The 18,829-nt window shown below is 75.6% G+C and carries 17 protein-coding genes and 1 pseudogene; 10 read left to right on the top strand and 8 right to left on the bottom strand.

The features are described from left to right. Positions 1-361: 361 nt before the first annotated feature. Entirely contained in the window at positions 362-679 is a 318-nt protein-coding gene (locus ACFVHB_RS30595; protein WP_380328699.1) for a chaplin, read from the bottom strand. Positions 680-861: 182 nt separating this feature from the next. Between ACFVHB_RS30595 and ACFVHB_RS30590 the strand changes: the two genes are divergently transcribed. The 8 genes from ACFVHB_RS30590 (at position 862) to yidD (ending at position 10,795) form a co-directional block, all read left to right on the top strand. Next, entirely contained in the window at positions 862-2,310 is a 1,449-nt protein-coding gene (locus ACFVHB_RS30590; protein WP_380328697.1) for a PLP-dependent aminotransferase family protein, read from the top strand. A gap of 298 nt (positions 2,311-2,608) precedes the next feature. Beyond that, positions 2,609-3,118, top strand: coding sequence for a hypothetical protein (locus tag ACFVHB_RS30585; protein ID WP_380328695.1), 510 nt, complete (start codon positions 2,609-2,611; stop codon positions 3,116-3,118). 156 nt (positions 3,119-3,274) lie between these two features. Continuing rightward, positions 3,275-4,189 (top strand): DUF1963 domain-containing protein, encoded by a 915-nt coding sequence (locus tag ACFVHB_RS30580; RefSeq protein ID WP_380328693.1) that lies wholly within the window; start codon positions 3,275-3,277, stop codon positions 4,187-4,189. Positions 4,190-4,425: 236 nt separating this feature from the next. After that, positions 4,426-5,280 carry a hypothetical protein gene (locus ACFVHB_RS30575; protein WP_380328691.1) on the top strand — a complete coding sequence of 285 codons (855 nt, stop codon included), beginning with the start codon at positions 4,426-4,428 and terminating at the stop codon, positions 5,278-5,280. A gap of 1,119 nt (positions 5,281-6,399) precedes the next feature. After that, a complete protein-coding gene (locus ACFVHB_RS30570; protein ID WP_380328689.1) occupies positions 6,400-7,809 on the top strand; it encodes a family 2B encapsulin nanocompartment shell protein in 1,410 nt (469 codons plus the stop codon). Between the two features lie 386 nt (positions 7,810-8,195). Beyond that, the gene (locus tag ACFVHB_RS30565; RefSeq protein WP_380328687.1) at positions 8,196-9,065 is read left to right on the top strand and encodes a hypothetical protein; all 870 of its coding nucleotides are present in this window, start codon (positions 8,196-8,198) and stop codon (positions 9,063-9,065) included. Between the two features lie 304 nt (positions 9,066-9,369). Further along, a complete protein-coding gene (locus ACFVHB_RS30560) occupies positions 9,370-10,143 on the top strand; it encodes a hypothetical protein (RefSeq protein ID WP_380328685.1) in 774 nt (257 codons plus the stop codon). 334 nt (positions 10,144-10,477) lie between these two features. Next, a complete protein-coding gene (yidD, locus tag ACFVHB_RS30555) occupies positions 10,478-10,795 on the top strand; it encodes a membrane protein insertion efficiency factor YidD (RefSeq protein WP_380328703.1) in 318 nt (105 codons plus the stop codon). A 209-nt stretch (positions 10,796-11,004) separates the two neighbouring features. On the opposite strand, the pseudogene ACFVHB_RS30550 reads toward yidD, so the two are convergent. Then, positions 11,005-11,466, bottom strand: a pseudogene (locus ACFVHB_RS30550) (glycosyl hydrolase family 18 protein); the annotation flags it as partial. A gap of 216 nt (positions 11,467-11,682) precedes the next feature. On the opposite strand from ACFVHB_RS30550, the gene ACFVHB_RS30545 reads away from it, so the two are divergent. Together ACFVHB_RS30545 and ACFVHB_RS30540 are read left to right on the top strand one after the other, a co-directional pair. Further along, on the top strand, positions 11,683-12,357 hold the full coding sequence (locus ACFVHB_RS30545) for a class I SAM-dependent methyltransferase (RefSeq protein WP_380328683.1): 675 nt from the start codon (positions 11,683-11,685) through the stop codon (positions 12,355-12,357). Between the two features lie 176 nt (positions 12,358-12,533). Beyond that, on the top strand, positions 12,534-13,118 hold the full coding sequence (locus tag ACFVHB_RS30540; RefSeq protein WP_380328681.1) for a TerD family protein: 585 nt from the start codon (positions 12,534-12,536) through the stop codon (positions 13,116-13,118). Positions 13,119-13,349: 231 nt separating this feature from the next. On the opposite strand, the gene ACFVHB_RS30535 is transcribed toward ACFVHB_RS30540, so the two are convergent. From ACFVHB_RS30535 to pqqA, 6 genes are all read right to left on the bottom strand, one after another. Then, positions 13,350-13,496, bottom strand: a complete 147-nt coding sequence (locus tag ACFVHB_RS30535) for a hypothetical protein (RefSeq protein ID WP_380328680.1) — start codon at positions 13,494-13,496, stop codon at positions 13,350-13,352. A gap of 390 nt (positions 13,497-13,886) precedes the next feature. Continuing rightward, positions 13,887-15,251 carry a lytic murein transglycosylase gene (locus ACFVHB_RS30530; protein ID WP_380328678.1) on the bottom strand — a complete coding sequence of 455 codons (1,365 nt, stop codon included), beginning with the start codon at positions 15,249-15,251 and terminating at the stop codon, positions 13,887-13,889. A gap of 216 nt (positions 15,252-15,467) precedes the next feature. After that, positions 15,468-16,337, bottom strand: coding sequence for a pyrroloquinoline quinone biosynthesis protein PqqB (gene pqqB / locus ACFVHB_RS30525; protein ID WP_380328701.1), 870 nt, complete (start codon positions 16,335-16,337; stop codon positions 15,468-15,470). A 35-nt stretch (positions 16,338-16,372) separates the two neighbouring features. Further along, positions 16,373-17,767 (bottom strand): pyrroloquinoline quinone biosynthesis protein PqqE, encoded by a 1,395-nt coding sequence (gene pqqE, locus ACFVHB_RS30520; RefSeq protein WP_380328677.1) that lies wholly within the window; start codon positions 17,765-17,767, stop codon positions 16,373-16,375. Further along, positions 17,764-18,453, bottom strand: a complete 690-nt coding sequence (gene pqqC / locus ACFVHB_RS30515; RefSeq protein WP_380328675.1) for a pyrroloquinoline-quinone synthase PqqC — start codon at positions 18,451-18,453, stop codon at positions 17,764-17,766. The genes pqqE and pqqC overlap by 4 nt, the downstream gene beginning before the upstream one ends. After that, entirely contained in the window at positions 18,450-18,602 is a 153-nt protein-coding gene (gene pqqA / locus ACFVHB_RS30510) for a pyrroloquinoline quinone precursor peptide PqqA (protein ID WP_380328673.1), read from the bottom strand. Before pqqA ends, pqqC begins: the two co-directional genes overlap by 4 nt. Positions 18,603-18,829 lie beyond the last annotated feature (227 nt).

Genomic DNA, 18,829 nt, shown 5'->3' with positions numbered 1-18,829 from the left:
CCGGCTGTAAGGATCAAGGAAATGGGCGGTTTTGAAGGCAAATGCCCGTTTTTTCAAGATCGAAGACGGTGGGGAAGTGGCCCGCGCCACAGCATCGGTGCTGTGAGGCCGGGCACATCGTCGACGGCGGGTGACGGTCGGTCGGCGGCGTGTGCGGGGTGGGTGGGGTGGCGGGCGGCCTCGCGGTGGCCCGCGCCACAGCCCTCACCCGACGCGGCCCGCATCCTCACCCACCGTGTGCGGAACGGCCGGGCCGTGGCAGCGGAAAGGGCTGCGACCCCGGCCGGAAGCCGGGGTCGCAGCCCTTCCGCGATGCGCTGAGTATCGGACGGGGAGGTGCGCGAGGAACGCGCGGGCGCGGTCAGCCCAGGAGGGAGATGCTGTTGCCGCAGATGTTGATCTGCGCGTTGATCGGGATCTGGATCTGGTTGCCGGAGAGCACGCCCGGGGAGCCGGTCACGATGCCGCTCGCATAGGCGTTGCCGGTGTTGATGCAGACGGTGCCGGCGCCGTCGGCGAGGAGCGCCGCGTCGCCGGGGGCGGCCACGAAGGCCGCGGGCGCGCTGTGGGCCGAGGAGGCGGAGGAGCCGCAGTCGGCCGCGAGGGCGGGACCGGCGGCGATGACGGCCAGCGCGGCGCTGAGGCCGGCGGCGATCAGGTACTTCCTGGTGTTGGTCATGCCGGAAGGAATAGCCAGCCGACACGCAGGACACGACACAATCCGACCGAACTACCACTCGAACGCAGGCACGATCGCCCCCCGATGCAGCAGCCCCGCCACCCGGGCGGCGTACGACGGCACCCACCGGTCCCGGGGCCGCCGCCGGAACGGGCGGCCGTCCGACGATAAAGTTCGTGACCATGACGGAGACCCCGGCCGGCACCGCCACCACCACGACGTCCGGAAGCGACCTGCACCTCGAGCTGCCCACCACCGGGGGCCGTCGTGCGGCGCTGATGGCGGCCCTGCGAGAGGCGATCCGCAGCGGCCGCCTCGCGCCCGGCACCCGGCTGCCGCCCTACCGCACCCTCGCCGCCGACCTCGGCATCGCCCGGAACACGGCCGCCGACGCCTACGCCGAGCTGGTCGCCGAGGGCTGGCTCACCGCACGGCAGGGGTCGGGCACCACCGTGGCGGACCGCGCCGCGCCGGTCGCGCCCACCCGCGCCCGCCGGGCGGCGCCGCCGCGCCGGCCCGCGCACGACCTGCGGCAGGGGCAGCCCGACGCCTCCTCCTTCCCGCGGGTCGGCTGGCTGGCCGCCGGCCGCCGGGCCCTCACCGCCGCACCCAGTGAGGCGTTCGGGCCGGGCGATCCGCAGGGCCGGCGCGAGCTGCGCGCCGTGCTCGCCGACTACCTGGCCCGCGCCCGCGGCGTGCGCACCGACCCGGAGCGGATCGTCATCTGCTCCGGGTTCGCCCACGCGCTGCGGCTGCTGTTCGACGGGGCGTCCGCCGTCCTGCCCGCCCGCGACAGCGGCCCGCTGGCCGTGGAGGCGTACGGGCTGGCCTTCCACCGCGGGCTGCTGGCCCGCGCCGGCGTGACCACCGTGCCGCTGCCGCTGGACGAGGACGGCGCCCAGGTCGGCAGACTGTCCGGGCACCCGGACGTCCGGACGGCGCTGCTCACCCCCGCCCACCAGTTCCCGACCGGCGGGCCGCTGCACGCCGCCCGGCGCGCGGCGGTGATCGACTGGGCGCGGGGGAACGGCGGGCTGGTGCTGGAGGACGACTACGACGGGGAGTTCCGCTACGACCGCCAGCCGATCGGGGCGGTCCAGGGGCTCGACCCGGAGCGGGTGGTCTACCTCGGGACGGTCAGCAAGAGCCTCTCGCCGGCGCTGCGCATCGGCTGGATGGTGCTGCCGGACGACCTGGTGGACCGGGTGCTGGCGGCCAAGGGCGAGCGCGAGGGCTGGTCCAGCGCGCTCGACCAGCTGACGCTCGCCGAGTTCATCGACTCGGGCGGCTACGACAAGCACGTCCGGCGGATGCGCCGCCGCTACCGGGAGCGCCGCGACCACCTGGTGGAGGCCCTGGCCGCGCGGGCGCCGCACATCGAGGTGTCCGGCATCGCGGCCGGTCTGCACGCGGTGCTCCGGCTCGCGCCGGGCACCGAGCGGTCGGTGCTCAAGGCGGCCGCGTACCGGGGGCTGGCCGTGGACGGGCTGGCGGACTACCGGCACCCGCAGACGGGACCGGACGCGATGCCGCCGACGGACGGTCTGGTGGTCGGGTACGCCACCCCGCCGGACCACGCCTACCAGGCGGCGGTCACCGCCCTCTGCGACATCCTCCCGCCGTCGGCCTGAGGGCCGGGGGGCGACCGCTCGCGGCGGCGGGGCGGCGGGGCGGCGGGCGCGGCGGCGAGGGCGCGCCCGAGGGGCCGGGGGCCGGCCGGCCGGTGGGCCGGCGGGCCGGACGGACGCGAAAGGGCGCCGTCCGGAGAGCGCCGGCCGGAGGGTAAGGGAGACCGCCGCGTCCCGGGGCGGTCCGGGGGAGGCCGAGCGTAGGCAATGACCCGCCGCGTCCGCTCCGCTGTCATGTGCCGGTACGGGCCGGGGCGGAGCGCGGCCTCCGAGGCGGCGGCGGCTCCTACGCTTCCTGGTCATGCGCAGAACACATGTGAGCCGCTTCGGCCTTAGCGCGATCCTGGCCCTCGTCGTCGGTCTGCTCCTCTCGGCCGCTCCCGCCCACGCCGACACCCCGCTGCTCGCCGTCAGCGCCGACAGGGCGACGGCGACGCCGGGCTCCTCGGTCACCCTGACCCTGACCCTGACCAACCCGCACGACACGCCCGTGCAGTTCGTCTACCAGTCCATCCAGCCGACCTACGGCACCACCCAGACCGCCGGGCTGAAGTACGCGTTCTCCGCCTGCGGCGGCAACGTCAGCGGCTGCGACACCGGTGCGACCAGCGGCCTGGTCCACCACACCGTGCCCGTCGCGGCCGGTGCCACCACCACCGTGACGCTCACCTACGACATCGCCGCCGACTCGGCCTGCGGCTCCGGCGCGCGGATCGACTTCTACACCTACGTCTACGACGAGTACCAGGCCGGCGCGGCCACCGACTCCGGCATCTTCGACGTCCCCGGCAGCGAGGTCACCTGCTCCTGAGCCGTCAATCCGGCTCCTGAACCGTCCCCCCGCCCGGAAGGCAGCCGGGAAACCCGCTGCCGCCCCCCGAATCCCCGTCAGGTGCCGGCCGCCCCCGTACCGGCACCTGACGGGCCGTCCGCGTGACTGTCGGTGCCGGATGGCAGGCTTGGCCCCATGGCCGAACCGCTGACCACCGACGCGCCCGGGCCCGCTCCCGCGAGCGGGTCCGCAAGCGCACCCGAAAGCGCACCCGACGCCCCCGCCCGGGCGTGGATCGCCACGACGAGCGAGACCGCCGGCGAAGTCGGGCTCCCGATGCCCTACGCCGTGCACGCGGCGATCCGTGCCCGGGCCGACGCGGAGACCGCGCCGCTCGTCGACGCGTTGCTCCGCCCCTCGCTCGCCCTCGAACCACTTCTCCCCGACGCGGACGCCGGCGCCGCCCCCGACGGCCCCGCCGCCGCCCCGTCGGCCGGGCGGCTGGGCGGCCTGCCCGCGCTGCCCGAGGGCACCGAGTGGCCGGAGTTCGCCGGCCGCCCGATGCAGTTCGTCGCCCAGCTCGACTGCGCCGGACTGGCGGAGGCCTTCCGCACCACCGGCGACGGCGGCGACTGGCCGTTGCCCGGCGAGGGTCTGCTGCTCTTCTTCCACGACGAGTGGATCTCCGACTTCAGCGGCCGTGGCTGCCGCGTCCTGCACGTCCCCGCCGGCGCGCCGCTCCGGCCCGCGCCGGAGACCGAGCTGAGCACGCCCGTCGTTCCGGCCGTCCCGGTCCGCGCCCGGTGGCAGCTCTCGGCGCCGTCGTACCAGGACCGGGAGCTGGAGAACGTCTTCCCGGACGACTTCATGATCGCCCTCGACCTCGCCTCGGACTTCCGCGAGCTCCTGCCCGATCCGGACGTCCGGGTGCTGGGCTGGTGCGACACCGACTCCGGGCGGCCCGCCGGCCACCGCCCGCTGCTCCAGATCGAGAACCGGGCGCTGGACGTGGACTGGGGCGAGTGCGTCAACGTCTCCTTCTGGATCACCGATGAGGATCTGGCGGCGGGCCGCTTCGACGAGGTCCGGCAGGGCTTCGAGGTGGCCTGAGCGGTGGTCCGGAGGCCGCGCGGGGCCTCGGGGCCCCGCTCCGTCCGGGCGGGGGCGGGGAGCCCGAACTAGTCTGCTAGGAGGGAGGCGGACCCAGGTCGCGGGGCGGTGAGGCGGACGTGGCAGCAGCAGAGGAAGCAGACGCACCGGACACACCGGACGCGCCGGATGAACCGGACGAACCGGAACCCCCGGTGGCGGAACTGCTGCGCTCACTCCGGGCCCATCCCTCCCGGATGCCGGAAGAGCTCGCCGTCTTCGGCGTCCGCCACCGCGGGCCGCGCGCCGCCCGCCGGGTCGCCGCGCTGCGGGCGGCGCACCCGGACGCGCCGCCGGGCGAGCTGGTCCGGCGGGTCGTCGACCGTGCGCGGCGGGTGAGCCAGAGCGAGGGCGCCTTCATCGGCGGACCGTTCCTCTGGATGGCCCCGTTCGCGTTCTGCACCGCCCTGCTCACCCAGGGGCAGCTGATGCTCGAACTCGCCGCCCTCGCCGGAAAGGACCCGACCGCCCCCGCCCGGACGGCCGAGCTGCTGGTGCTCCAGGGCGCCTACCCGGACCTCGCCGCCGCCGAGCGAGCGCTCGCGGCCGGCCCGCCCGCCCCCGAGGGCGGCGGTCGGTGGCGCGGGTTCATGTCACTCGTCTGGCGGATGGCCCGGCTGCTCGGTCTGACCACGGAGGACGAGGAACCGCCGCCCTCGCGCTGGCGGACGGCCGCCGAGTGGGGGTTGGTCGTCCTGGTCTTCCTGATCGGGACGATCGCGCCGCTGGTGTGGCTGCCGTACATGGGGTTCTCCTACCACCGGGCCACCAACAAGCTCGCGGCCCGGGCCGTCGCCTTCAACTTCGGCGGCGACCCCTCCGAATGGTCCGAGGCGCACCGTGACCGGACCGACCCGGGCATCGTCGCGGCCGCCGCCCGGGCCGTGTACTCGCTGCTCGTCCCGGTGGCGGCGGTGGTCCTGATCGCGCTCACCGACATCCGGCTGGCGGGGAGCCGCTGGCCGGTGCTCGCGCTCGCCCTGCTCGCGCTCTCCGGTGTGGTCGGCGTGCTCTGGTACCGGCGCCACCGCCGCCACCGGAGCGACGACTGAGCAGGGGGTCGCACCGCCGGACCGGGTGCTGGGAGGCCCGGGGTGATCCTCGGGCGACCATCCCGCCCCCTCCGCGCCCGGGCCGTCGGCCGGTTCGTCGCCGACCGAGGTCAGGCTGCCCCGGGGGCCGTGGGGGCCGTGGGGGCCGTGGGGTGCGGCCGGGGCGGAGGGCGACAGTCGTGCGAACGGGCCGTGAACACAAGAGAGTTGACCGTACGGAGGGGAGGCCGGGGCCCGAAGCTGCGGGCGGTGCCCGGGCACCGGCTGGCCGGGCTGCCGCGGCTCGCCGACGCGCCGGCCGGGCTGCGGCACGAGACCGCGGTGGTCGCCGCCGTCCTGCCCTTCGAGGTCGACGACCACGTGCTGGGGGCTGATCGACTGGCGCCGCGTGCCGGACGACCCGATGTACCGGCTGGCCCTCCCGCACCGGGACATGCTCCCGCCCGAGATCCTCGACCGGATCTCCCGGTTGATCTCCCACGGCGCCCCGCGCGAGCGGTTCGCCGCGGCGGTCGCGGCCGCGCGGCGCGCGCAATCCGCACCCGGGCGGGCAGTTGGAGGAGAACGTCCCGGAGTTGGACGGCCGGCCGGTGCCCGGGCTCCAGCACGAGTACCGGGAGACCGTGCTGCGCTTCCCTCGCCCAGGGCCAGAGCTGCCACGCCTCCTGCGGCTACTGCTCCCGCTGGGCGCGGTCCGGGCGGCGGTGGCCCGGATCCGCTCCACCGGTGCCGTCCGTTCGACGGTCGAACGCGTGTGCCGGAGGCCCGCCGTCCGGGGCCCGGGCCGCGGGTCTTCGCGCAGCTCCGTTCGGATGGAGGGGATCGTTCCAAGGGGCGGGCGATTCGCATGCACAGGAGACTCGAAGCTCCGTCTAGGGACGGTCGCCGGATTCCAATCGCCGCATGCGCGAGATTCACCCTATCGGGGGGCACTCGGCGTTCGGTCGCGGCTGCTCGGCCGTCGGTGATCTAGGGTTCCCGGTGGGCCGTCCGAGAGGGCGGAGAGCAGAGCGCTGCCATCGCCAACACCCCCACCATGACGCCTATCTGACGATCCGACACAGCTCGTGTGTCGGGCACTTCGGCGTGACCTGACCAGATGAGAAGGAGACCCTGCCGATGCCGGTGGACACCAGCCCGGAGACACAGCAGGTTCAGCAGCAGTCCAGCCTCACCACAGCCGCTGCCCGCAATCTCGCCACCACGACCAAGTCCGCGCCGCAGATGCAGGAGATCACCTCCCGCTGGCTGCTCAAGGTGCTGCCCTGGGTGCAGGCCGCCGGTGGCGCCTACCGCGTGAACCGCCGCCTCACCTACACCGTGGGCGACGGCCGGATCGAGTTCATCAAGACCGGTTCGGAGGTCCGGGTCATCCCTCGCGAGCTGGGTGAACTCGCCCTGCTGCGCGGCTTCGACGACGACGACGTGCTGATCGCCCTGGCCGACCGCTGCGAGCAGCGGGACTTCGGCCCGGGGGAGGTCCTGGCCGAGCGCGGCGAGGCCGCCGACCGGATCTTCCTGATCGCCCACGGTAAGATCAACCAGATCGGCACCGGCAAGTACGGTGACGAGACCGTGGTCGGCGTCCTCGGTGACGGCGACCGCTTCGGCGAGCAGGCGGTGCTCGACGCCGACGCCGTCTGGGAGTTCACCGCCAAGACCGCCACCGCCGGTACCGTGCTCTCGCTGCCGCGTCGCGAGTTCCAGGCCATCCGGGACGGCTCCGCCGCCCTCCAGGACCACATCCGCGAGTTCCTCGCGCTGCCGCTCCAGCGACAGAACGAGCGCGGTGAGGCCGAGATCGCCATGTCGGCCGGCCACCGGGGCGAGTACGAGCTGCCCGGCGCCTTCGTGGACTACGAGTTGAAGCCGCGCGAGTACGAGCTGAGCGTCGCCCAGACCGTGCTCAAGGTGCACACCCGGGTCGCCGACCTCTACAACCAGCCGATGAACCAGACCGAGCACCAGCTCCGGCTGACCATCGAGGCGCTGCGCGAGCGCCAGGAGTACGAGCTCATCAACAACCCGGAGTTCGGCCTGCTCAACAACGCCGACTTCGACCAGCGCATCCAGACCCACTCCGGCCCGCCCACCCCGGACGACCTGGACGAGCTGCTCAACCGGCGCCGCGACCCCGACTACCTGCTCGCCCACCCGCGCACCATCGCGGCCATCGGCCGCGAGCTGAACGCGCGCGGGCTCTACCCCCACCATGTCGACCTCGGCGGGCAGCAGGTGCCGGCCTGGCGCGGGGTGCCGATCCTGCCGTGCAGCAAGATCCCGATCACCAAGGAGAACACCAGCTCCATCCTGGTGATCCGGACCGGCGAGGACAACCAGGGCGTCATCGGCCTGCACCAGACCGGGATCCCGGACGAGTACCAGCCGAGCCTCTCGGTCCGCTTCATGGGCATCAACGAGAAGGCGATCATCTCCTACCTGGTCAGCGCCTACTACTCGGCCGCGATCCTGGTGCCGGACGCGGTCGGCGTCCTGGAGAACGTCGAGATCGCGCACGGCCGCCACTGACGGTCGCGTCCGGTCGTCGGCGGGCGATGCCGTCGGCCGGGGCCGGGGCGCACCCGGCACAACCGAGGGCGGTCCGGCCGTAACCCGGCCCACCGCAAGATCGTTTCACCTGATGTCGGACGGCCCGCCCTTCGAGGCGGGCCGTCCGGTGTCGGCCCTCCCGCGCCGACCGATCCCCTGACGACGATCCCGACGATCTGACCATCCGACGAGTCGACAGGTCGACGAGTCGATGAACGGGTGAGCCGATGAATCGGCGAGCCGACGACGCGGCTGACCGACGACGCGACGATGTGACGATCCCGACGATGCGAGAGGTGCATGGAGCCCGTGTTGCAGCGACAGCGGCCCCAGCAGCCGCCACGGATACCGGCGGGCGGGCAGCCGTGACCGCAGACCTGATCAGGGTGACCGGCGAGGACGGCGGCGCCGCGCGCGGCCGGCGGGCCCGGCTGGCCGGTGCGGCGGCCGGAGTGGCCGCGCTCTGCGCGCTGCTCAGCGGCGCGGCCGGTGCCAGGGCCGCGGAACACGGCGGCGGGGGCAAGCCGCACGGCCCGGTGGTGGAGACCTGTGTCGACACGGAGACGGACGTCTCGGTCTCGGTGGGCAAGGGGGGCGTGGACGTCGAGGTCGACGTCGAGGTGGGGGTCGGCGTGACGGTCGACCTGTCCGGCGTGCTGAACCCCAAGCCCGGCGACAAGCCCGGGGACGGCCACGGTGGGAAGCCCGGGGAGAAGCCCCGGCCCGAGCCGCACCCGCACCCCAAGCCCGGGCACCCGCACGAGCACCACCACCCGTGCCCGAAGCCCACTCCGACGCCCACCTGCCCACCCACACCCACCCCGACCCCGACGCCGAAACCCACCCCCGCGCCCACCCCGCCACCGGCTCCCGCGCCGGCACCGCCGGCCGCGCCCACCCCGACGCCACGGCCCACCCCGCCGCCCGCGTCCCCCCGGCCGACGCCGCGACCCGCGCCGAAGCCGACCGCGCAGCCGGTCGTCCCGCCGCCCGCCCCCGAGCCGCCGGCTCCGTCGGCCACGCCCGGCCCGCCGGCTCCCAGTCCGGTCCGGCCGAGGCCGGTGGCCAAGCCGGTCAGGCTCCCGCAGGCCGCGCCGGCACCCGAACCGGAGCGCCACCACGGCACCTCGCCGACCAGGACGATGCTGCTGGTCACGGTTCCCGCCGTGCTCGCCGCGGCGGCCCTGCGTCCGCGCGGCGGTCGAGGTGGCCGCGGCGGCGCCGGCCGGTCCTGACGGCCTCGACCGCGGCGCTCCGCCACGGCGGATCGTTTCGCCGCCCGAGTACCCGGCCCGGTCCGAGCACCCGCCCGGTCCGAGGTCCCGGTCCGGTCCGGGTACCAGCCCGGTCGCCGTCCCTGATCCGGTCCGCGGCCCGGTCCCGGGCGATGAACCCGGCGCCGGACCGGAACCCGCCCCCCCCCGATCAGGAAGCCGCCCTGCCCCGGAACCGCCGGGCCCGGACAGCCCGGGCCCCGGCGGGTCCGGCGCCGAGCGGTCCCTCCGACACCCAACAACCAAGTAGCAGAAGGGAGTTCCCATGTCCGAATGGTTGGCGCTGGCCATCGCCATGTCGGCGGCCTGCGCCGTCGTGGTGGCGGTGGTGCTGCTGAGGCACCGCCGGGCCAGCGAGGACGAGGACACCGACGAGACGCCCGACGTCATCGAGTACATGACGATGATGATCGGCGTGGTCTACGCGATCGTGCTCGGCCTCGCCATCGCCGGCGTCTGGGAGGCGCGCGGCGCGGCCCAGGACGACGTGCTGCGCGAGGCACAGGCGCTGCACGAGGTGAGCGAGCGCGCCCAGGTCTACCCGGTCGAGTTCCGCGACAAGGTCCGGGCCGATGTGGACGCCTACGTCTCGTACGTGGTCGACGTCGAGTGGGCGTACATGCGCGAGCACGGCGAGATCTCCGAGAAGGGCACCGAGCTGCTGGGGAAGTTGCGCGAGGACGTCGCGACCCGTACCCCGGCCGGCGACCTGGAGGCCCAGGCCTACCAGCCGATCATGGACCGGATCAGCACCACCGACGAGGCCCGCAACGCCCGCGGCCAGAACGCCGGGCCGACCATGCCGGGCGTGGTCTGGTTCGGCCTGATCGTCGGCGCCCTGGTGACCGTGGGCATGGTGTTCGCGCTCCAGATCCGGCGCTCGACCCGGGAGTTGTTGCTCGCGGGGGCGTTCAGTGCGCTGATCGCGTTCCTGCTCTTCCTGATCTGGGACTTCGACGACCCGTTCGGCCGGAGCGTCTCGGTCACCACCCAGCCGTTCACCGACCTGTTCCCCAGCCTCGGCGGTGGTCAGGACTGACCGTCCGCGGGGGTGTCCGCAGGGGCCGTGACCTTCGATAATCTGATCGAGCCGTCGGGGGCCGGCCCCGTCGGCCGTCGTACCGAAGGGACCGTGAACCGTGGTCTTCCCGCCGCCCCAGCCACCCGCCGCCCATCCGCCGTCACGGCCCGCGCGGGCCTGGTGGTGGCTGCCGGAGAAGGAACGCCGGCGGCGGCAGCTGCGGCGCAAGGAGTGGCTGGCCCACAAGCGGCGGAACCGCAAGAAGAAGGACCGCGACTGGTCGGACGGGTGTGACGCCTGCGACTGCTGCGGCGACGTCGCCGACCCCTGCCTGATCGCGCTCGTCCCGGTGATGACGGTCGCCGGCGTCCGGTTCGCCCTGGGCGGCGGCCGCCGGGCGGGGCGCGGCGCGGCCGACCCGGCGGCGCCGGCTCCGGGCGGCTTCGCGGCCGGCGTGCTGTACGGCGCGGTGCGGTACTACCGGACCGAGATCAGCCCGAAGCGCCCGGCCTGCTGCCCGTACACGCCGAGCTGTTCGACGTACGCCGTCCAGGCGCTGCACCGGCACGGTGCGGTGCGGGGCGCGCGGCTGACGGCCGGCCGGCTGCTGCGCTGCCGCCCGGGTGCGGCCCGCCGCGGCAACGGGGTGGACCCGGTGCCGGAGCGCTGACGGCGGACCCGAGGACGTCGGGTGGCCGGCGTCCCGACGCGGCGACCGGGGGCCGCACGGATCACCGCGATCCGTGCGGCCCCCGCGCTGCGGGCGGTGCCTCGGCGCAGGCCGCTGTCCAGCGCGTCGAGCAGGGTGCCGGAGGCGTCGTCGTTCTCCAGCGAGAAGGCGAACATCCCGGCCGGGCCCCTGTTCCTGGCGTACGCCCCGCGCGCCCGGACGGCCTGCGGGGTGTCACCCGTCCAGAAGTCGGTGCCGTCGTAGCTCCACGAGCTCTCGGTGACCTGGTCCCAGTGGGTGTTGGCGGCGGTGGGGTTGAGCTCCTTCCAGGCCGCCAGGCCGGCCTCGGCGCTGAGCGGCCTGGCCGGGGTCGGGCCGGTCGCGCCCTGGTAGCGGCCGAAGTCGGTGCCGGCCGGGACGCCCGTCCAGCCGCGCCAGTAGAACGGGACGCCCAGCACCAGCCTGGCGGTGGGGAACCCGCCCGCGATCCCGTACTCGGGCAGGCCGGTGGTGTACGCGGTGAGCGTGGTGTCCACGTTGTACTTGCGGGTGCCCGGGGTGCCCGGGGTGCCCGGGGTGCCCGGGGTGATCGGCGTGGTCGGGTGCTCCGGGCTGTCGTGCAGCGGGTCCTGGTGGTTGGTCGGGCCCTTGGCGTCCCAGGCGCCGTGCATGTCGTAGGTCATGACGTCGGCGTAGTCCAGGTACGCGCCGATCCGGTCGGTCTCCAGCTGCGCGATCTTCCTGGCCGCTCGGCAGCGCCGCGGACTGGACCGATATTCGCCGTCAAGGGGTCCGCCCGTCGGCCGGCCGGGAGTCGCCGCGCCGGTACGGTGGCGTGCGGGGCGGCCCGCCGGACGGTGCGGTCCGCCCGGACGGAGGAGGAGCGGATGGACCACCAGGACTGGGACGAGCGCTATGCCGCGAGCGAGCTGGTCTGGGGTGCCGAGCCGAACCGCTGGGTGGTCCGGGAGCTCGCCGGCCTCACCCCCGGCCGGGCCCTGGACCTTGCCGCCGGAGAGGGTCGTCACGCCATCTGGCTGGCCCGGCAGGGCTGGCGGGTCACCGGCCTCGACTTCTCCGCCGTCGCCCTCCGGCGCGCCGCCCGGCTCGCGGCCGGGCTGCCCGCCGACGTGGCCGGCCGGCTCACCTGGCGCCAGGACGACGCCCGCACCTTCACCGCCCCGCCCGAGGGCTACGACCTCGTCGTCGTCGCCTACCTCCAGCTCCCCGCCGACGACCGGCGGGCCGCGCTGCGCCGGGCCGCCGCCGCACTCGCCCCCGGCGGCACCCTGCTGGTGGTCGGCCACGACACCACCAACTTGACGGAGGGCGTCGGCGGCCCGCAGGACCCGCGCGTCCTGTTCACCCCGGACGACGTCCTCGCCGACCTCGCCGACCTCATCGACCCCGCCGGCGCCGCCTTGCACGCCGTGCGCGCCGAGCGGGTCCGCCGGCCGGTCGGCGTGGAGGCCGGCCACCGCCGCGCCACCGAGGAGGCCGGGGGCGGTGGAGGCCGGACCGAGGCGGTCGACGCGCTGGTGCGGCTGGAGCGGGCCGGCTGACGCGACCCTCCTCCGTGTGCTCGGATGATGTGGTGTCGATCCTGTGAACGGGGTACGGGGTCTTCCAGGAACGGGCGTCGCGTGCGGAGGAGTCGACTGCCGGGGTGACCGCTACGAGGCCACCTCTACAGTGCTGTAGATTCAAGCGCGCAGGTGCAGGAACGAGGAGGGCACGAATGAGCGTTTCGCTGGCCAAGGGTCAGAAACTGAGCCTGGAGAAGCCGGGCGGCGGGCGGTTGGGCCTGGTCCGGATGGGCCTCGGCTGGCGGGCGGCGCAGAAGAAGGGGTTCTTCGCCAAGCTGCTGGCCTCGCAGGAGATCGACCTGGACGCCTCGGCGGTGATGTTCGCCGAGGGCAAGCCGGTCGACGTGGTCTTCTTCCAGCACCTGCAGAGCAACGACGGCTCGGTCCGGCACAGCGGCGACAACCTGACCGGCGGAGCCGGCGACGCCACCGACGACGAGTCGATCACGGTGGACCTCACCCGGGTGCCGGCCGAGGTCGACCAGATCGTCTTCACCGTCAACTCCTTCACCGGCCAGACCTTCCAGGAGGTCGAGAACGCCTTCTGCCGCCTGGTCGACGAGCAGACCGGCGCCGAGCTGGCCCGCTACACGCTCACCGGCGGCGGCCCGTACACCGCGCAGATCATGGCCAAGGTGCAGCGCACCGCCGGAGGCTGGCAGATGGCCGCGATCGGCCAGCCGGCCAGCGGCCGGACCTTCCAGGACCTCATGCCGGAGCTCGTCAAGCACCTCTGACGGCCCACCACCGGCCCGGCACCGCCCCACCGCCCCACCGCCCGCCGGGTACGGCCGCGGCCCCGGATCAGCGGCGCGGGGCCCGTCCGATCTCCCCCGGACGGACCCCGCGCCCGCCCCGGCCCCGCCATACACCTCCGGTCCCACCCCCGGGCCGGCCCCTCGGCCGTCCCCGGCCGCGCCAGACGCGTTCGCGGTCGCCCGTTTCTTCCCGGTCCCGGCCTCGAACGATCAGGTGAGCGCCACCGCCAGGACGCTCTCGGGGAGCGCGACGCAGACCTGGCCCCCCGGGGTGACCGCGAGGTCGCGCACCGGGCGACCGAGGCGCAGGTCCGCGTGCTCGGCGGTGACGGGACCGTGCAGGCGGAGGCGGATCAACCCGTCGGACCAGGCGGCGGCGGTGAGCAGGCCCTTCGGTGTGCCGGCGGATGGCCCAGTTGTTCAGGAGCTCGTCGGCGAAGCCGGCCAGCGACGCGGCACAGGCGGGGCGCGCGGGGGTCAGTCGAGCAGGGCCCGGCCCGCCGGGCGGCGGCCCGCCTGCAGCGGCGGGACGTGCGCGGTGGCGGCGCGTTCGGCCTCCGGTTCGGACGGCTGCCGGTAGGTGGGGTTGTGCCAGAACCGCAGGGCGCGGTCGTGGGTGTCGGTCTGCCAGGCGCCGGCGACGGCGTGCGCGGGGACGCGCCCGGCGGGGTGGAGATTCGGGGAGGGCTGGTGAGCGGGCGGCGGCCGTGGGGATCCGGGAGGTCCGGATCCCCACGGCCGGTGGCCTCAGCGCGCGGAGGGCGAGGGGGCCGCTGCCGACGGGGAGAGGGTCGCCGACGGCGAGGGCGCCGCCGACGGGGTGGCCGAGACGGTGGCGGTGGGCGCCGGGGTCGGGCAGCCGGGGCCGGTCGGCGTGGCGGTGGCGGTGGCGGTGGCGGTGGGCGTGGCGGAGGGGGAAGCCGTCGGGGACGGCGTGGAGGTGGGTACCGGGCAGCCGGTGGGCGTCGCGGTGGGCGTGCCGGTCGGCGTCGCGCTTGGCGTCGTGCTCGGGGTGCCGCTCGGCGTGGCCGTGGGCGTCGGGGTGGCCGAGGGGGACGGCGCGGAGGTGGGGGTCGGCGTCGCACCGGGCGTGCCGCTCGGGGTCGCTGACGGTGTGCCGGAGGGGACCGGCGCGGGCGTCGGTGCGCTCGACGTGGCGGTCGGCGTCGTCGGCGTCGTCGGCGCGGTCGTGGCCGCGGGGGCCGGCCGGTTCGGGGTGGTGGTCGTGGTACCGGAGCCGAAGTGGGCCATCCAGTTCCTGACGGTCCGCAGGTACTCGCCCGAGTTGTTGTAGCCGAGGACGGCGCGGTCCAGCTGGGCCGGGTCGGCGAGGTCGCGGCCGCCCGCGCAGAGGTAGCGGCCGGCGGCCTCCGCGGCGTCGAAGACGTTGTTCGGGTCGGCCTGGCCGTCGCCGTTGGCGTCGACGCCCCAGGAGGCCCAGGTGGAGGGGATGAACTGCATCGGGCCGACCGCCCGGTCCCAGACGCGGTCGCCGTCGTACCGGCCGCCGTCGGTGTCGGCGATCGCGGCGAAGCCCTTGCCGTCCAGCACCGGGCCGAGGATCGGCCGGTACGTCGTCCCGGCGGCGTCCACCGCGCCGCGGCCGGCCTGGCCGGACTCGACCTCGCCGATCGCGGCGAGCAGCTGCCACGGCAGGTGGCAGCCGGGCGAGCGCTGGGCCAGCGCCGTCTCGGCCTTGCGGTAGGCGGCGAAGACGGTCTCGGGCAGGGCGGGCCCGGTGCGGAACGGCCCCGCGGACGGGTCGCCGGGCAGGCCGCCGGCGGGCGGCTGCGGCAGCTGGACGGGGCCGCCGCCGTCCACCGGGGTGCCGGTGGCGCCGGGCGTGTTGGCGAGCGTCGGCTGGGTGCCGCCCGGCAGGGTGACGCCGGGCAGCGTGGCGGGGACGGAGACGGGCACGACCGGGTCGGTGGCCGGTTGCAGCGGGCCGGCCGCCGCGACCTGGGAGAGTCCGAGGCCGGTGACCTGGGAGCCGGTCAGCGCGGCGAGCGCGGTGAACGCGGCGGCCGTGCCGGTGACCCGCTTGCCCAGCCGTATCCGGCGCGTGGTCCGCCCCGCGTCGCGCCGTCCGGCGTTGCCCTGCCCTGCCGTCATGCCGTGCCCCTCCCCGTGACCGTCCCGGACCCTCGGGGAACGGACTGGCCGTCAGCATCGTGCCCGCCGGTGCATGACACGTCCCGTTCCCGGGACGATTAGTATCACGACGATCTGACGGGACGGCGGTGAGCGGTGGGTGTCCCGGGCGCCACGGGTGGAGGAACGCGCAGGTCACGGCGGTCCCGGGGGCCGGCGGTGGGCGGGGTGCGGGCGTCAGAGCGCGATCAGCATGCCGTCCTCGGCGACGGCCGCGCCCGCCGCCGCCAGGGCCCGGGTGAGGGCCTCGGTGCCGGGGGAGCCGGGGTGGGCCAGCGGGTTGGTGTTGTTGAGGTGGGTGTAGAGGTAGCGCGGGCCGGGGTGGCGGGCCAGGTGCGGGAGCGAGTCCCGGACGGCGAGGTGGCCCATGCCGCGGGAGGAGCGGGCACCGCCGGTGTGCCCGGCGAGTTCGTCCTCGGTGCTGAAGGTGCCGTCCAGGATCACCACGTCGGCGCCGGCCACCGCCCGGTCCAGCTCCGGCGTCCACGCGGCCAGCCCGGGCGCGTACACCGCGCTCGCCCGGCCGTCGGCCGTGCTGAACCGGAAGCCGGAGACCCAGTCCGTCCGGCCCTCCCAGCCCTCGCCGGGAAGGTCGGCCGCGTAGCGGGGGAGTTTGCCGCCGAGCGCCAGCGGCTCGGCACGCAGCCCGCCGGCCAGGTCGACGGTGCGGCCCGGGGTGAGGGTCTGCCAGCCGGCCTTGGTGTACGGCGCGAGCAGCGGGCCGGCCGGGAAGGCCGAGTGGAGCGCGTAGCGGACCGGCAGGGTGGCGTGCACGGTGAGCTCGGCGGCCTCCCGCAGGGTCAGCAGGCCCAGGGTGTGGTCGAGTTCCCCGCTGGTCAGCAGGACGCCGCGGAGCGGGGTGTCCCGGGTGCCCGGCGCCGGGGCGAGTTCGGGGGTGGCGAGCAGTTGGCCGCGCAGGTCGGGCGAGGCGTTGACCAGGTACCAGGCGGCGCCGTCCGCGCTGACCGCCAGGCAGTCCTGGGTGCGGGCGGCGCCGGTGCGGCGCGCGGTGGCGCAGCCCGCGCAGCCGCAGTTCCACTGGGGCAGCCCGCCGCCGGCGGCGGTGCCGAGGATCCGGATCTTCAGCGCATCCTCCGTGGGACGGGGGCCGGGTCGTCCACGGGGTGCGGCCCGGTGACCAGGTGGTGGTGCGGGGAGAGCCGGCAGGCCGGGTCGGTGGCGCCGGCGTCGCCGGTGAGCTGGTACGCCTGGCACCGGCAGCCGCCGTGGTCCAGCTCGCGCAGCGCGCAGCCGCGGCAGGGCTCCGGCATCCAGTCGGTGCCCCGGTACCGGTTGAACGCCGGCGAGTCGTGCCAGCTCGCGGCAAGGCCGTCGGTGACCGCGTTCGGCAGCCGCAGGCCGGGCAGTTGGGCCGCGGCCAGGCAGGGCAGCACGGTGCCGTCGGGCGCGACCACCAGTTGGCGCCGCCCCCAGCCGTCCATGCAGGGCTTGGCGGTGCCGCTGTGGTGGTCGGCGGCGACGTGCACGATCTCGATCCGGTCGCCGTGCCGCTCGCGGGCGGCGGCCACGTCCCGTTCGGCCTGCCGGACCTGCGCCTCGCCGGGGGCGAGGTGGGCCCGGTTGCGCCAGGCCCAGCCGTAGTACTGGGTGTGCGCGAGCTCGACCCGGTCGGCGCCCAGCGCGACGGCCAGGTCGGCGAGCGCGCCGAGCCGGGCCACGTTGCCGCGGTGCAGCACGGCGTTGACGGTCAGCGGCAGGCCCGCGCCGGTCAGCAGCGCCGCGGCGGCGAGCTTGCGCTCGTGCGCGGCGAGGCCGGCCACCGTGTCGGCGCGGCGCGGGTCGGCGTCCTGGACGGAGAGCTGGACGTGGTCCAGCCCGGCGTCGGCGAGTTCGGCGACGCGGGCGGCGTCCAGCGGCAGGCCGCTGGTGATCAGGTTGGTGTAGAGGCCCAGCCGGTGGGCGTGGCCGACGACGGCGGCGAGGTCCCGGCGGAGCAGCGGCTCGCCGCCGGTGAGATGCACCTGCAGGACGCCGAGCCCGCGCGCCTGGTCGAGCAGGCGCAGCCACTGGTCGGTGTCCAACTCGTCCCGGTGGCGGGTGAGTTCGAGCGGGTTGGCGCAGTAGGTGCACTGCAGCGGGCAGCGGTGGGTGAGTTCGGCGACCAGGCCGAGCGGTGCGGGCGTGCGGACCGGGGCGCCGGGCAGTCCGGCGGCCGGCCGCGCGAGGGCCGGGGCGCCGGTGCCGTCCAGGGCGAGCAGCCGGCGCCCGGCGAGGTCGGCGAGCAGCTCCCGGACCTGGCCGGCGTCCACCCCGTCGTACTCGGCGGCGAGTTGGGCGGTGATGCCGTCCGCGCCGCGCCGGCCGTCGCAGTGGCGCAGCACGGCGGCCGCCGTGTCGTTGAGCAGCAGGACGCCCTCGGGGTAGAGCAGCGCCGAGCGGTCGCGGACCGGGTCGTGCACCAGCCGCACCCCGCGCCGCAGCCCGGGCACCAGATCGGTCCGGGCGGGGGCGCTCACCGGTCGGCGCCGTAGTCGACGGCGTCCAGCATGGCGCGCAGCACCTCGCACTTGAACGCCAGCGCGTCCAGCGCGGCCTGCTGCTGGGCGGGGGTGACGCAGTGGTCCAGGACGAGTTCGAGGGTGCGGGCGCTGTCCTTGCGGGCGGTGGGGATGCGGTGCTCGAAGTAGGCGTACCCGGCCGGGTCGATCCAGTCGTAGTGGGTGCGCCAGGCGGTGACCCGCTCGGCCATGTGGTCCGGCGAGAACATCTCGGTGAGCGCCGCCGCCACGCCCTCGGTCCACGGCCTGGTCTGGCAGAAGTGCAGGTAGCCGTCGACGGCGAAGCGCACCCCGCGGGCGACGTGCCGCTCGTCGAGGACCTCGGCGCGGTCCAGGCCGACGGCCTCGGCGAGCACCAGCCAGTCCGCCAGCCCGCCCTCGTGGTCGCTCGGCCCGTCCTGGTACGGGAGCCGCTCGACCCAGGCCCGACGGACGTCCGCCAGCGGGCAGTTGGCGATGATGGCGGCGTTCTTGCGGGTCAGGCACAGCTGGTAGTACCACCGGTTGGCGACCCAGCGCCGCAACTCCGGTGGCGTGCAGCCACCGGAGTGCAGGCGCAGGTGGAACGGGTGGGTGTCCCAGTACCGTCCGCGCAGGTCGTACAGCCTGGCCGCGAACCGCTCGCGGGTCAGGGGCTGGGTCACCGAGTGGTCCGCGCGGCGTAGGCGGTGACCTCGGCGCCGGTGCGGTGGCACTCGACCGCGGGTGCGGTCCAGGCCGGCTTGGCGGTGCCGGCACCCGCCGGGCGCGCGGGCGGCGTGGCGGTGGCGGGGCGGGGTGTGGTGGCGTGCATGGGGTCCTCCTCGGTACGAGGCCGGGTTGGGGTGGGGCGGCGCGTGCGGCCCCGTGGGTCAGGACGCTACGAGCCGCCGGGCCCGGCCGCCGGTCCAACCCGCGCGATCCGCGGACAAACGCGCTCGAACGGGTGACGGACGGGGCCGGGCCGTGGACGGGAGCGGGACGGTCAGCTGCCCGCGCGGCGCCGAGGGCCGGACGGGGCCGGGCCGCCGTGGGCCGGAG

Origin of the sequence: Kitasatospora sp. NPDC127111 (assembly GCF_042677465.1) — a bacterium.
In the GTDB taxonomy this organism is placed as follows: Bacteria; Actinomycetota; Actinomycetes; order Streptomycetales; family Streptomycetaceae; genus Kitasatospora.
This window is presented reverse-complemented; position numbering and strand designations above follow the sequence as displayed.